This window comes from Streptomyces sp. NPDC049687 (genome assembly GCF_044465285.1).
Classification (GTDB): domain Bacteria; phylum Actinomycetota; class Actinomycetes; order Streptomycetales; family Streptomycetaceae; genus Streptomyces.
Genome location: NZ_JBITLN010000010.1, coordinates 308,005 through 321,705, shown reverse-complemented (window position 1 = coordinate 321,705; position 13,701 = coordinate 308,005). Strand labels below are relative to the sequence as shown.

The window sequence follows — 13,701 nt, the reverse complement described above, 5'->3', positions numbered from 1 at the left end:
CCGGCGGTTTCCTGCCAGTTTCACGCTTCAACGGCCAGGAAAGCGAAGCGAGTTGATCCCATCCGGTCCGTGTACCGTGCCGTCGCACGGGCAGGTTCCGATCATGAGGAGCGGCATGGACATCGGTGTCTTCATCCCCATCGGCAACAACGGCTGGCTCATCTCCAAGAGCTCCCCGCAGTACCTGCCGACCTTCGAGCTGAACAAGGCCGTCGTGCAGAAGGCCGAGAAGTACGGACTCGACTTCGCGCTGTCGATGATCAAGCTCAAGGGCTTCGGCGGCGAGACGGAGTTCTGGGACCACTGCCTGGAGTCGTTCACGCTGATGGCGGGCCTGGCCGCGGTGACGGAGCGGATCAGGCTGTACGCCTCCACCCCGATCCTCGCCCTGCCGCCGGCCATCGTCGCGCGCATGGCCGTCACGGTCGACTCCATCGCCCCCGGACGGTTCGGCGTCAACATCGTCACCGGCTGGGCGCCCGGCGAGTACGGGCAGATGGGCCTGTGGCCCGGCGACGAGCACTTCGGCAACCGGTACGCCCGGGCCGTCGAGTACGTGACCGTCCTGAAGGAGCTGTGGAGCGAGGGAGTCAGCAACTTCAAGGGCGAGTTCTACGAGATGGACGACTGCGTGCTGTCACCGCGGCCGGCGGACGGGCACATCGACGTCGTCGCCGCCGGACAGAGCGGCACCGGCATGCGGTTCGCCGCCGAGCACGCCGACTACAGCTTCGTCCTGGGCAGCGGAGTCAACACCCCGCTCGCGGTCGCGGACACCACGGCCGCGCTGGTGGACGCCGTGCGGGAGACGGGCCGTGACGTCGGCGCGCTCTCCTTGTTCATGGTCATCGCCGACGAGACCGACGAGGCCGCCCGCGCCAAGTGGCAGGACTACCACGACCACGCCGACCACGCGGCGCTGGCGTACATGACGGGGGAGTCGGCCACGGACACCACCGCCGACGACTCCTCCACCGCCCGCACCATCGTGCTCCCCGAAGGCGCCGTGAACTTCAACATGGGCACGCTCGTGGGCTCCTACGAGACCGTCGCCGGGATGCTCGACGAGGTCGCCGGGGTGCCCGGCACCAAGGGGATCATGCTGGTCTTCGACGACTTCCTGGAGGGGCTGGAGAACTTCGGCACGCGCATTCAGCCGCTGATGAGGTCCAGGGCGGAGCGGGTCGCCGCGGTGTGAGACGGCGGGGGACCCGGTGCCGGTCTACGCCCCGAGGTGGATGTGGGAAGCCCACAGCAGTGGGCTGCGCCCCTTGCAGACATCGCGCAGTTGCCGGGTGGCCGCGTGGACGGCGGCGGCCGGGCCGTCCCCGAGGGATCGGTAGACCGTGCCCGCGATGGCCGCCGCGGCCTGGTCGGCGATCGGCCAGAGGGTCGCCACCACGTGCGGATAGCCGGCGAGTTGGAAGGCCGAGCCGATGTGGATCGCCTCGTCGGCGAGCTGCGCCGCGCCGCGGGCGGTGGAGCAGGCGGACAGGTAGGCCAGCTGCGCGTTCTCGATGCGCAGCCGCACGATGTCCCGCACCGACAGGGGGCCGTCCGCCAGGAGCAGATGGCTGGCGGACGGCTCGACCGGATCGCTCAACGCATGGCCGGCGAAGTGGACCCAGCCGCCGTTCGACAGGGCGGCCAGGGTGGCCTCCCGGCCGGCCGCGGATCCGTGCAGTCTCCGGGCCTTCGGCCGCAGCCGCAGCAGTTCCTCGGTCTCGGTCGTCACACCGGGCAGCGGGGCCGCCCCCGGCGTCTCGGGCAACGACACCACCAGCGGCTCGGCCGGCAGCGCGACCCGGCTCGCCCCGGCCCGGGACCGCTGCAGCATCCGCAGCGTCGGCGTGTACGAGGACATGGTGCGGTCCATCACCGTACGGCCGCTGCCGTCGTGGTGGTGGCCGGCGGCGTGCAGCGGCAGGAAGCTCAGCGCCCCGGTGGGCAGCCACCACAGCCGCTCCGAACGGACCTCGGCCAGCACCGGCTCGGCGACGACGTCCCAGAGCCAGCCCAGGGTGCGGGTCACGAACCGGTTGGCGGCCACCTGGTGCTCCGGGGCATGCAGAGCGCCCCGGGTGAGCTCCACCGCCACCGTGAACGCCTCGCTGCGGTCGGCGATCTCCTGCACGGTGAGATCCGGCAGCGGGATCCGCACGACCCCGTCCGGCCGGACCACCAGCGCGGCACAGCCGTGCACACTGCCGTTGACCATGACCACCGGACCGGCCGGCCGCCCACTGCCGTCGTCCCCCTCGCCCGCACCGGCATCCCCGTCCAGGGCCTGGCCCAGCAGAATGCCCCGTCCGCGTTCCAGCAGGTCGACGGCGTCCTCGGGGGTGCCGTTCGCGCGCAGTACGGCGGCCGCCGCGTCGGAGGCCAGACGGGCGAACGAGGTCAGATGGAACTCCTGGTCGTCCCGGCGCAGTTCGCGCACCGCGACGCCGGGCAGCAGGCCGACCGCGAGCCGGTACGCCTCCGCCGCGCCGCTCCAGTCGCCCGCGCCGGCCCGGAGCGCGGCCCACTCACGGGCGGCCAGACACCGGGCCACCGCCGGCAGCACGGCGGAGCGGGCGGCCTGGGCGAACGCCGCACCGGCGTCCCGCCGGTCGGCCTCCGCGCCCTCCCGGTGGAACCGTTCGCCCAGTGCCACCCCCAGTTCCATCAGGCGCAACGGCCGGGTCGGGTCCGCCTCGGGCAGCCGGTCGACGAACTCCCGGCCGGCCTCGACGGCCCGCCCCAGCTCGGCGCCGCTGCTACGGGCCCGGGAGGTCAGCGCGGACGCCAGCACGGGCAGCAGCGGCGCCAGCGCGGCGGCCCGGCCCGGGTGCCCCACGGGGAACTCCGCGGCCACCGCCCGGCCGATCAGCACGGCCTCGGCCCGCGCCTCGGCGGCGTCCGCCACCGCGAGGCCCAGCCGGTGCAGGGCCAGCGCCAGCCCGGTGCGCAGTGCCACCACCTCGCCAGGGATCGGCGACGGCCGGCGCAGAGCGGCCCGGTAGCACCGTACGGCCTCCCGCAGAGCCGCCGGATCGGAGTGCCGCTCGGCGTGCAGCACCTGCGCCTCGGCGCAGGCCGCCAGCCGTTCCGGGCGGGCCCGGTCGGTCTCCGGCGTGGCGGCCAGCACGGCCCGGTGCAGGGAGATCGCCCGCTCCAGCAGCGCACTGTCGCGCGCCCGTTCGTACAGCAGGGTCAGCACCTGCGCGAGCCGCGCGTCCCGTGCCACTCCCGTGCCCGGCTCCAGGGCGTCGACGGCGCGCCGCAACTGCCGTACGTCACCGTCCTGCCGGAACCGCATCACCAGCAACCGCCCCCACTCCGCGCCGCCGTCGCCGGTCCGGCCGGCGGTGGCCAGCCGGACGGCCTCCTCCAGCTCGGCCGGATCGGGGCCGGTGGGCCGCGCGGTCAGCGCCCGTGCCAGCAGCAGTTGGTGGTGGGGCCGGTCGGGATCGTCGGGCGGTGCGATGGCCAGCGCCTCGCGCAGCGCGGCGACCGTGTCGTGCAGATCCTCCTCCGCGGCGGTGAGCGCGTACCGGTCCAGCGTGCAGCGGGCCAGCAGCGCGAGATGCCCCGCCCGCAGCCGGCCGGTGGTGTACCGTGGGTCCTCCGCCCCGGACCCGTAGAGGAAACTCGGGAACGGCTCACCGGGGGACCGCTCGCCGGTCCGGTGGGGGCTGGCCTCGACGGCGGCCCGCAGCGCGGCGACGGCCTCCGTCAGGTCCCCGGTGTCCCAGGTCAGCTCGTACAACGCCGAGGCGCACTCGCCCCGTTGGCGCTGCGCCAGGGGAAGCAGCGAGGACGTGGGCAGCGCGAGGAAGGCCGCCTCCCTGGCCAGCCTCAGTCCCTCGGTGAGGATCCGCGTGTCGTGCTCCGACCGTCCCCGGGCCAGCAGGTCGGCGACGAGGTCGGAAAAGATTTCCGTCGTGTGCGCCGAGGCCTCCGGCTGTTGGCTCAGCATCGAGCGCAGTACGGCCAGGCCGACCGCGACCTCCCCGGGGTCGGCGTCGCGCACCCATTCCCGCCCGATGTGGACGTAGGCCGCGCGGGCGTCGAGGTGCCGCAGGTGGGGGGTCTCTCCGATCGTCCGGGACAGGAGCCGTTGGGCGGGATGGCGCAGAAAGGCATCGTTCAATTCGCCGTGGCTGATCCGCAGTTCCGCGCCGCGCCCGCGCAGACTCCGGCACGCGCCGTCGAACTGCGCGCGGATCGCCTCGTATTCCGCCTCCGCGTCGGCGTACTGCGGTTCCCCGAACATGGCGATGACGCGGTCCATCGCGCGGTTGATGTCCTCCTGGGTGAGCGGGCGGTCATCGTCGTCGTCCGGCTCCGTGCGCCGGTCATTGGGGCCTGCCTCGGTCATCCCGTCTACTCCAGCAGCATCCGCACCGGCGGGGGCACCAGACCCGGGCCGCCGTCCGGGGCCCGCAGCACCGCGCCGTACAAGGTGAGCGCCGCGTGCAGGTCCTCGTCGCGCGTCTGCGGGTCGCGGTCCTTGCCGGCGATCCGGTAGGCGAGCCAGCGCACCTCGGCCGCAGCCACGTACGCCTCCACGTCCACGCCGGTGTGCGGTCCGGTGAGGGCGATCGCCTCCCAGCGGGCGTCCCGGGCGAGCACCGCCTGGGGGTCGCCGGTCTCCCGGTACCGGCGCAGCCGCTCCCGCAGGTCGCGCAGCAGCCGGTCACGCATCCCGGAATTGCGGCCTATCGGGAACGTCATGAGAACCGCGCCAGGGCACGCCGGTAGCTGTCCAGCACGACCTCCAGCCGGTCGCGGTGGAAGCGGCCGGGTTCCCGGTCCCGCTGGGCGCGGCCCTCCGGGGTCCAGAAGGCGCTGTCCGGCACCGCCGGCTCCCTGCCGGGGACGAACTTCAGGATCTCCGTCATCGCGTCGACCGCCATCTCCAGCGTCCGCCGCTGCTCGGCCCGTTCCTTCGCGGCCCGGGACGGTGTGACGGGCACGGCGCTCGCGGTCAGGTCGGCGATGATCAGCCACTGTCCGGCATCGATGATCTCGGACGGCTCACTGCCTCCGTACCCGCCCGTGCTCGACGGCCAGTCCGGCACCCGGAAGGCGAACTCCCGGTCGGCGCCGCAGCCCGGGCAGGTCAGGTCGTAGTGACTGATCCAGTAGCCGTCGCCCTGCCCGGTGGAGTGGCTGCGATGCTCCACGTCGGCCTCGCCGCACTCGCAGGCGTGCAACTCGATGTAGAGATGGGACTCTTTGGGAGTTCTGGCCAACGGCAAAGCCATAATCCGACTGTATCCGCTACCGATCGAAGAAGGCAGGCCATGGCCCCATCCGTTCAAGCCGAAATCGCGCAACTGTGCGGCGTGCTGCGGGCGTTGCGCAGCGCGGCGGCCGACGAGGGCCGCGGCGCGGACGTGGACCGGCTCGTCGAACGGGCCCGGCGCGGCCGCAGCCCGCAGCCCGAACTGGACACCCTGCTCGACGACCTGGGTCTGCTGTTCCTCGCCGACGGCACCCGCGAGCCCTGGCCCTGGGACGACGACGGGGGTCACACCGAGGCGGAGGTCTACGTCTGCCCGGCGGGCCGGTGCGCCCGCCGCTGGGTGCGTGCGCCCGGCGTCGGCGTCCCGCGCTGCGATGTCGACGCCGTACGCCTGTCCCTCGTGGACGGAGACTGACGTGATGTCGGCGTTCCTCGGCGAGCTGGGCAGGCGGCTCGCCGAGAAGTGGCTGACGGCGCTCGTCCTGCCCGGCCTGCTGTTCACGGGTGTCGCCGTGGTCGGCGGGACGCTCGGCCACGCCCACGCGCTCGACCCGGACCACCTGCTGTCCCGGGCTGCCGCGCACAGCCGGGACGTCCGGGACACCGGCGGTACGGCCGTGCTGCTCGCGGTGCTGGGGGCCCTGCTGGCCGCCGCGGGCGCCGGACTGCTCGCCCAGGCGCTCGCCGTGCCGGTCCGCGCCCTCTGGCTGGGCCGCTGGCCGCGCCCGCTGCATCCGTTGCGCCGTGCGCTGGTGCATCGCAGAGCGGCCCGCTGGCAGCGGTTGCAGGAGTTGTACGCCGAACAGGTCGAGCGCCCCGACCCGGACCGGGTGCTGATCGACGAACTCGCCGCCCGGCGCAACCGGATCGCGCCGGCGCCACCGACCCGGCCCACCTGGATCGGCGACCGCATCGCGGCCACCGACCGCCGCGTCCACACCGAGTACGGCCTCGACCTCACCTCGGCCTGGCCCCGGCTGTGGCTCACCGTGCCGGAGGAGGTGCGTGTCGAACTGCGCGCCGGCCGCTCGGCGCTGGACGCCGCGGTCACCACCGCGGGCTGGGGCCTCCTCTACCTCCTGCTCGGCCTGGTGTGGTGGCCGGCCGCGCCGGTCGGTGCCGGCACCCTGGTCGCGGCCTGGCGGCGGGGCCGCACGGGCACCCATGAACTCGCCGAGCTCGCGGAGTCCACGGTCGATCTGCACGGCGCCCGGCTGGGGGCGGCGCTCGGCCTGTGCCCGCAGGACGCGCCGCTGACCCGGGAGCTGGGGCGGCGGATCACGGCCCTGCTGCGCAAGGGTTCCTGAGCCGCCGAACTGTTTGGTTTGGTTCCGGGGGTCCGGTGCGCCTAAAGTTCAAACCAAACAGTTTGGTTCGGTACCTCTCCGGATCCCTCCCGGAGGCCCGGACCGGCCACCCACCCAGGAGAGAACCCATGCAGCACCGCACTCTCGGCTCACAGGGCCTGCGCGTCTCCGCACTCGGCCTCGGCACCATGGGAATGACCATGGCCTACGGCCCTTCGGACGACTCCGAGGGCATCGCCACCATCCGCCGCGCCCACGAGCTCGGGATCGACTTCTTCGACACCGCCGAGCTGTACGGAGCCGGCACGGGCAGCAACGAGATCCTGCTCGGCGAGGGCGTCAGGGGCTTCCGCGACGAGGTGGTCCTGGCCACCAAGTTCGGCTTCGACATGACCACCGAGCAGCTCGCCCGCGGCGTCGACAGCCGCCCGGACAACATCCGCAAGGTCGCCGAGAACAGCCTCCGCCACCTGCGGACCGACCACATCGACCTCTTCTACCAGCACATCTCCGACCCCGACGTGCCGGTCGAGGACGTCGCCGGCACCGTCGGCGAGCTGATCGCGGAGGGCAAGGTGAGGTACTTCGGCCTGAGCAACGTCGGCCCGCAGTACATCCGCCGTGCCCACGCCGTCACCCCGGTCACCGCCCTGCAGTACGAGTACTCGATCTTCGAGCGGGAGCTGGAGGAGAAGATCCTTCCCGTCCTGCGGGAACTGGGCATCGGCCTGGTGCCCTACTCCCCGCTGGGCCGCGGCTTCCTGACCGGCGTCGTCAGGCCCGCCGCCGAGTATCCCGCGGACGACATGCGCAGCTGGGACGAGCGCTGGCAGGGCGACAACTACACCTACAACCGGAACGCCACCGGACAGCTCGAGCAGCTCGCCGCCGCCAAGGGCATCACCGTCGCCCAGCTCGCCCTGGCCTGGCTGCTCCACCAAGGCGAGGACATCGTCCCCATTCCCGGCACCCGCAGCGCGGAGCGCGTCGCGGAGAACGCCGGCGCGGCCGACGTGGACCTCACCGAAGCCGACCTGCGCCGCATCACGGAGATCCTCCCCAAGGGCTCCGCGGGCAGCCGCTACCCCGCCTCCCTGCTGCTGTCCTTCACCACCGACTGATACGGCACGGCCGCGGCGGGCCGCCTACCCTTGAGGCATGACCGGCAGCAGCGATCGCAGCCGGCGGTGATCCTTCGTGCCGTATGTCGCCGTCAGCGCGCTCAGCCATCCCGGGCTGGTCCGAGAGCGCAACGAGGACAGCCTCGTCGTAGGACCGTGGACACTGTGCGCCACCGTGACCGAGAACCCGCAGAGTCTGGTCTTTCCGTCCGGAACCCCTCTGGTGGTCGCCGTCGCCGACGGGCTCGGCGGGCATCCCGGGGGTGACGTGGCCAGCGCGCTGGTCGTGCGCCGGATCGCGTCGGTAGGTCCCGCCCTGGGCGAGGAGGGTGCCGTACGCGCCGCCCTGAACGCCTGCAACCGCGCCGTGTACGAGGCCGCCGGCGGCGACGAGGACAGCGAGCTCACCGCCATGGGGACGACGATCGCCGGAGTCGTCGTGCGGTCCGACTCGCTGCTGGTGTTCAACGTGGGCGACAGCCGGGTCTACGCGGCCTCCCGGGACGGGCTGCGCCAGGTCAGCGTCGACGACAGCCCGCCGCTCGCACCCGGCCGGCGCACCACGTCCCTCGTCACCCAGTGCCTGGGCGGGAGTCCCGGCTACCGCGCCGTCGACCCCCATGTGTCGGCCCTGCCCCTGACCCCCGGCGACCGCTACCTCGTCTGCACCGACGGCCTGACCGATCCCGTGACGACCGACGTGCTCGACGAGGCGATGCGGGAGCACGACGACCTCCGGGCGGCCTTCGAACTGTGGAAGGCCGCCATAGCCGCCGGCGGTCCCGACAACATCACGCTGGCCGTCGTGCGCGTCGCGGACGACGGGCCGGCAGATGAGTCTCCGGCCTCGCCCGGGTCCTAGTAGGGAAACCCCATTCCTGGGAGGCGATCATGTTCGGTACGACCAAGGCGTTCAGCGGTTTCTCGGTGAACGACATCGACGCGGCCAGGACGTTCTACGGCGAGACGCTCGGGCTGCGGGTGTCGGAGGACAACGGCCTGCTGACCCTGCACATCGCGGGAGACCGGGACATCCTGGTCTACCCCAAGCCCGACCACACTCCGGCGACGTTCACGATTCTCAACTTCCCGGTCGACGACATCGAGGAGGCGGTCGACGAGCTGAGCAGGCGGGGCGTGCGCTTCGAGCGCTACGACCATCTCGAGGCCGACGACAAGGGCATCTTCCGCGGCGGTGGCCCGCTGATCGCGTGGTTCACCGACCCGGCGGGCAATGTGCTCTCCGTCCTCCAGGAGCCCGCGTAGGCGACGACCGCCTACGGTGGAGACATGAGCGAGATCGTCGTCTACGAACTCGACAGGCCGGCGGCCGCCCACTCCTCACCGGGAGCGACGGGCGGCCCGGAACGGCACGTCCGCACGGTCCACGCGGCACCCGCCGCCCCCGGGACGCCCGACGTGATCGGTCCGCGCACCCTCTGCGGCAAGGACACCTTCGCCATGGAGCGGGCCCGCCGTCAGCCCTCCGGACACCCCGAAGGTCCCTGGTACCCCACGGAGCACGCGTCCGCGGTCTGCCCCGACTGCGCCGCCGTGATGGAGACCTGACCGCCTCACACCGGCCCGCGAGGAGAGGGCCGTGGACAGACCGCGCCGACGGCCTCCGGGGACCGCCTACCCTTGAGCCATGACCAGCAGCAGCGACCGGAGCCTCGTAGTGGACGTTCAAGCACCCAAGAGCTACGAAATCCGCACCTATGGGTGCCAGATGAACGTTCATGACTCCGAGCGATTGTCCGGGCTGCTCGAAGAGGCCGGGTACGTGCGCGCCCCCGAGGGGTCTGACGGCGACGCGGACGTCGTCGTCTTCAACACCTGCGCGGTGCGGGAGAACGCCGACAACCGGCTCTACGGCAACCTCGGCCGCCTCGCGCCCAGGAAGGCCGCGCGGCCGGGGATGCAGATCGCGGTCGGTGGCTGTCTGGCGCAGAAGGACCGCGACACCATCGTGAAGAAGGCGCCCTGGGTGGACGTCGTCTTCGGCACCCACAACATCGGCAAGCTCCCGATCCTGCTGGAACGCGCTCGCGTGCAGGAAGAGGCCCAGGTCGAGATCGCCGAGTCCCTGGAGGCCTTCCCCTCCACCCTGCCGACCCGGCGCGAGAGCGCGTACGCGGCCTGGGTGTCGATCTCCGTCGGCTGCAACAACACCTGCACCTTCTGCATCGTCCCGGCCCTGCGCGGCAAGGAGAAGGACCGCCGCACCGGCGACATCCTCGCCGAGATCGAGGCCCTGGTCGGCGAAGGCGTCAGCGAGATCACGCTGCTCGGCCAGAACGTCAACGCCTACGGCTCCGACATCGGCGACCGCGAGGCCTTCAGCAAGCTGCTGCGCGCCTGCGGGCAGATCGAGGGCCTGGAGCGCGTCCGCTTCACCTCCCCCCACCCCCGCGACTTCACCGACGACGTGATCGCGGCCATGGCGGAGACCCCGAACGTCATGCCGCAGCTGCACATGCCCCTGCAGTCCGGCTCGGACACCGTCCTGAAGGCGATGCGCCGCTCCTACCGGCAGGAGCGCTACCTCGGGATCATCGAGAAGGTCCGCGCCGCCATCCCGCACGCGGCGATCACCACCGACATCATCGTGGGCTTCCCCGGGGAGACCGAGGAGGACTTCGAGCAGACCCTGCACGTCGTCCGCGAGGCCCGCTTCGCCCAGGCGTTCACCTTCCAGTACTCCAAGCGCCCCGGCACCCCGGCCGCGACCATGGAGAACCAGATCCCCAAGGAGGTCGTCCAGGCGCGCTACGAGCGTCTCGTAGCCCTCCAGGAGGAGATCTCCTGGGAGGAGAACAAGAAGCAGGTCGGCCGCACCCTGGAGCTGATGGTCGCCGAGGGCGAGGGCCGCAAGGACGGCGCCACCCACCGCCTCTCCGGCCGCGCCCCCGACAACCGCCTGGTCCACTTCACCAAGCCGGAGCAGGAGGTGCGCCCGGGCGACGTCGTCACCGTCGAGATCACCTACGCCGCCCCGCACCACCTCCTCGCCGAGGGCACCGTCCTCGACGTACGCCGCACCCGCGCGGGGGACGCCTGGGAGAAGCGCACCGCCGAGAAGGCGGCGAAGCCGACGGGCGTCATGCTCGGTCTGCCGAAGATCGGGGCCCCGGAGCCGCTGCCGGCGGCTGCCGGGAGCGGCTGCGGCTGCGACTGATCTCGGCCGGGGCGCTACCCGACCCCGCAGCCTCGGCCACGTCGGCCGCCGGGCTCCCGGACTTGGCGGACTCGCCGCCGGTGCCGGTGTCGGTGTCGGTGTCGCGGCCTCGGGCGGCCGCCGTCCGGGCGCCACGCCGCTCCGGTGCCGTACGGGGTTACCCTGCCGATCATGCTTGTCGCCGCCGCTGTCTGCCCCTGCCCGCCGCTCCTCGTCCCCGAGGTCGCCGCGGGCGCCGCACCCGAGCTGGACGTGGCGCGTGCCGCCTGCTCCGACGCGCTGGCCGTGCTGGCGGCCGCACGGCCGGACCGGCTCGTCGTGGTCGGGCCCGCCGAGAAGGCCGGGCGCGGCCCGCACCCGGAGGGCGCGCGGGGCTCGTTCCACGGCTTCGGCGTGGACCTCGCCGTACGGCTGGGCCGGGCCGGCGTGGAGACCCCGCCCGGGCGCGAACTGCCATCCGCCCTCGCCGTCGCCGCCTGGCTGCTGGAGCGGACCGGCTGGTCGGCCGCCCCGGTCGAGGGCCTCGGCGTGGGCGAACCTCTCGCGGCCGAGCGGTGCCTCGACGTCGGCAGGGAGATCGGCGCACGGCCGGGCCGCGTCGCGCTGCTGGTGATGGGCGACGCCAGCGCCTGCCGGACCCTGAAGGCGCCCGGCTACCTCGACGAGCGTGCCGCGCCCTTCGACGCGGAGGTCGCGCGGGCGCTGGGCGCGGCGGACGTGGAGGCGCTCAGCAGACTGGACGTCGAGCTGGCCCGCCGGCTCAAGGCCGCGGGCCGGGCCCCCTGGCAGGTGCTCGCGGGCGCCGCCGAGGACGCCGGGTTGCAGGGCGCGCTGCTGTACGAGGACGCGCCGTACGGCGTCGGATACGTCGTCGCGACCTGGTCGTAGCCGCAGGACGGGAAACGGCGGACGGCCGCGCGCGTTCCCGCCGCACGGCCGTCCGCCGATCACCGCGCCGGCGTGAGGGGGGCTCAGGAGGTCGGCGGGGGTGTGGTCGGCGGCGTGAACGTGTCGCCGCCGCCCGCCGGCGGCTCGTCCTTGTGCGCGAGCCGGTCCATGGCACCCCTGGCCTTGTCGGTGCCCGTGTGGATCCTGTCGCTGTACTTGCCCTTGGTCTTCTCGTCGACGACCTTGGCCGCCTTGTCGAGACCGTGCGTGATCTTGTCTCCGTGCTCATGGGCGAGGTGCGAGACCTTGCCCTTGGCCGGGCCGAGCCTGGCCTTCAGATTGTCCAAGAGACCCATGGGTCACCTTCCCTCGCGGGTGCGTTACGTGCGGGCGCCCTCGCCGGCCTCGCTGTCGGCCACCTCCTCGGCGGACTGCTGCCGGGGGATCTCCACGCCGTCCGGGCCGGAGACCGCCGCAGCGCCGGCCGCCGCTTCCGTCACCGTCTCCGAGTGCCCGGTCTGCCGGGCCCCGCCCGGCTCCGTCGCCGCCGCGGTCTGCTTGGCCCGCTCGGCCTCGCCACCGTCCTCCCGCGAACCGGCCGACGCCTCCGGGGAGGGCGGCGCCTGCGCGCCGACGGCCTCCGGGGCCTCCTCCGTGGCCGTGTCCGTAGCAGCCTCCTGCGTAGCCGCCTCCTCGGTGGCCTGCGACTCCGAGGTCTTCGCCTCCGTGGCCTTCGACCTCCGGAAAAGCCGCGCCAAAACGCCCATATCAACTCCATACGGTACTCGTGCGGGCGACATCCCGCGCTGCCCGGTGCGTCCGTTCGCGCCACGGGGATCACCGCCCCCGCGAACGGGTGACGGGAACTCGCAACGGGCAACGACCTCGGACCGGCGCCGTCACGTAACTCGTTCGAGGGCAGGCCACGAGGTTTGGGAGACTGTTGCGGTGAGCAGCGCAGCCCCCACCCCCCGCGTCATCGCCGTCGTCGGACCGACCGCGGCCGGAAAGTCCGATCTGGGCGTCTTCCTGGCCCAGCGACTCGGCGGCGAGGTCGTCAACGCCGACTCCATGCAGCTCTACCGAGGGATGGACATCGGCACCGCCAAGCTGACGCCCGAGGAGCGTGGCGGAGTCCCGCACCACCTCCTGGACATCTGGGACGTCACCGTCACCGCCTCCGTCGCCGAGTACCAGAAGCTGGCCCGGGCCCGGATCGACGCGCTGCTCGCCGAGGGCCGCTGGCCGATTCTCGTCGGCGGCTCCGGGCTGTACGTCCGCGGTGCCGTCGACAACCTCGAGTTCCCCGGCACCGACCCCGGGGTCCGCGCCCGGCTCGAGGACGAGCTCACCCTGCGCGGCTCCGGCGCGCTGCACGCCCGTCTGGCCGCCGCCGACCCCGAGGCCGCGCTGGCGATCCTGCCCAGCAACGGCCGCCGTATCGTCCGCGCCCTGGAGGTCATCGAGATCACCGGCAGGCCCTTCACGGCCAACCTGCCGGGCCACGACTCGGTCTACGACACCGTCCAGATCGGTGTCGACGTGGCGCGCCCCGAGCTCGACGAGCGCATCGCACGCCGCGTCGACCGGATGTGGGACGCGGGGCTCGTGGCGGAGGTCCGCGCGCTGGAGGCGCAAGGCCTGCGCGAGGGGCGTACGGCGTCGCGCGCGCTCGGCTACCAGCAGGTTCTCGCCGCCCTGGCCGGCGAGTGCACCGAGGCCGAGGCGCGCGCCGAGACGGTCCGTGCCACCAAGCGCTTCGCGCGCCGTCAGGATTCATGGTTCAGGCGCGATCCGCGGGTGCACTGGTTGAGTGGGGCTGCGGCGGATCTCACAGAACTTCCGAAGCTCGCGCTCGCGTTGGTCGAACGACCGGTTACAGCCTGATCACGTCATGGCATCGGGACGCCCAGGCCGCCATCCGGGCCTGCGACGCCGTGCCATCATCGAGCTTCGATCGACCAGTGGAGTCCG

At 72.9% G+C, this 13,701-nt stretch carries 15 protein-coding genes; 10 read left to right on the top strand and 5 right to left on the bottom strand.

The window, feature by feature from the left end; genetic code table 11:
* The first annotated feature begins 115 nt into the window (after positions 1–115).
* The gene (gene rutA, locus ACIBVL_RS29870) at positions 116–1,198 is read left to right on the top strand and encodes a pyrimidine utilization protein A (protein WP_399101757.1); all 1,083 of its coding nucleotides are present in this window, start codon (positions 116–118) and stop codon (positions 1,196–1,198) included.
* Positions 1,199–1,222: 24 nt separating this feature from the next.
* Here rutA and ACIBVL_RS29865 read toward each other — a convergent pair whose 3' ends face one another.
* Genes ACIBVL_RS29865 through ACIBVL_RS29855 form a run of 3 tightly spaced genes read right to left on the bottom strand, consistent with a single transcriptional unit; the run spans position 1,223 to position 5,252 of the window.
* On the bottom strand, positions 1,223–4,363 hold the full coding sequence (locus tag ACIBVL_RS29865) for a CHAT domain-containing protein (protein ID WP_399101755.1): 3,141 nt from the start codon (positions 4,361–4,363) through the stop codon (positions 1,223–1,225).
* Positions 4,364–4,368: 5 nt separating this feature from the next.
* Positions 4,369–4,689, bottom strand: coding sequence for a hypothetical protein (locus ACIBVL_RS29860; protein WP_399101753.1), 321 nt, complete (start codon positions 4,687–4,689; stop codon positions 4,369–4,371).
* A gap of 26 nt (positions 4,690–4,715) precedes the next feature.
* The gene (locus ACIBVL_RS29855) at positions 4,716–5,252 is read right to left on the bottom strand and encodes a hypothetical protein (RefSeq protein ID WP_399101751.1); all 537 of its coding nucleotides are present in this window, start codon (positions 5,250–5,252) and stop codon (positions 4,716–4,718) included.
* A gap of 39 nt (positions 5,253–5,291) precedes the next feature.
* Here ACIBVL_RS29855 and ACIBVL_RS29850 point away from each other — a divergent pair, with 39 nt between their 5' ends.
* The 8 genes from ACIBVL_RS29850 (at position 5,292) to ACIBVL_RS29815 (ending at position 11,727) form a co-directional block, all read left to right on the top strand.
* Positions 5,292–5,648 carry a hypothetical protein gene (locus ACIBVL_RS29850; RefSeq protein WP_399101749.1) on the top strand — a complete coding sequence of 119 codons (357 nt, stop codon included), beginning with the start codon at positions 5,292–5,294 and terminating at the stop codon, positions 5,646–5,648.
* Between the two features lie 4 nt (positions 5,649–5,652).
* The gene (locus ACIBVL_RS29845) at positions 5,653–6,540 is read left to right on the top strand and encodes a hypothetical protein (protein ID WP_399101747.1); all 888 of its coding nucleotides are present in this window, start codon (positions 5,653–5,655) and stop codon (positions 6,538–6,540) included.
* A 128-nt stretch (positions 6,541–6,668) separates the two neighbouring features.
* Positions 6,669–7,661, top strand: a complete 993-nt coding sequence (locus tag ACIBVL_RS29840) for an aldo/keto reductase (RefSeq protein WP_399101745.1) — start codon at positions 6,669–6,671, stop codon at positions 7,659–7,661.
* Positions 7,662–7,737: 76 nt separating this feature from the next.
* On the top strand, positions 7,738–8,523 hold the full coding sequence (locus ACIBVL_RS29835; RefSeq protein ID WP_399101743.1) for a PP2C family protein-serine/threonine phosphatase: 786 nt from the start codon (positions 7,738–7,740) through the stop codon (positions 8,521–8,523).
* Between the two features lie 29 nt (positions 8,524–8,552).
* Positions 8,553–8,927: a VOC family protein gene (locus ACIBVL_RS29830; RefSeq protein WP_399101741.1), complete on the top strand. Its 375-nt coding sequence runs from the start codon at positions 8,553–8,555 to the stop codon at positions 8,925–8,927.
* A 24-nt stretch (positions 8,928–8,951) separates the two neighbouring features.
* On the top strand, positions 8,952–9,230 hold the full coding sequence (locus tag ACIBVL_RS29825) for a hypothetical protein (protein WP_399101740.1): 279 nt from the start codon (positions 8,952–8,954) through the stop codon (positions 9,228–9,230).
* A gap of 79 nt (positions 9,231–9,309) precedes the next feature.
* Positions 9,310–10,839 (top strand): tRNA (N6-isopentenyl adenosine(37)-C2)-methylthiotransferase MiaB, encoded by a 1,530-nt coding sequence (gene miaB / locus ACIBVL_RS29820; protein WP_399101738.1) that lies wholly within the window; start codon positions 9,310–9,312, stop codon positions 10,837–10,839.
* A 171-nt stretch (positions 10,840–11,010) separates the two neighbouring features.
* Complete coding sequence (locus ACIBVL_RS29815; protein WP_399101736.1) at positions 11,011–11,727, top strand: class III extradiol dioxygenase subunit B-like domain-containing protein; 717 nt, start codon at positions 11,011–11,013, stop codon at positions 11,725–11,727.
* Between the two features lie 83 nt (positions 11,728–11,810).
* Here the strand turns inward: ACIBVL_RS29815 and ACIBVL_RS29810 are convergent, their stop codons facing one another.
* Positions 11,811–12,083: an Rv0909 family putative TA system antitoxin gene (locus ACIBVL_RS29810; RefSeq protein WP_399101734.1), complete on the bottom strand. Its 273-nt coding sequence runs from the start codon at positions 12,081–12,083 to the stop codon at positions 11,811–11,813.
* A gap of 24 nt (positions 12,084–12,107) precedes the next feature.
* The gene (locus tag ACIBVL_RS29805) at positions 12,108–12,494 is read right to left on the bottom strand and encodes a hypothetical protein (RefSeq protein WP_399101732.1); all 387 of its coding nucleotides are present in this window, start codon (positions 12,492–12,494) and stop codon (positions 12,108–12,110) included.
* A 181-nt stretch (positions 12,495–12,675) separates the two neighbouring features.
* Between ACIBVL_RS29805 and miaA the strand changes: the two genes are divergently transcribed.
* Positions 12,676–13,614, top strand: coding sequence for a tRNA (adenosine(37)-N6)-dimethylallyltransferase MiaA (gene miaA / locus ACIBVL_RS29800; protein WP_399101730.1), 939 nt, complete (start codon positions 12,676–12,678; stop codon positions 13,612–13,614).
* The last annotated feature ends 87 nt before the right edge of the window (positions 13,615–13,701 follow it).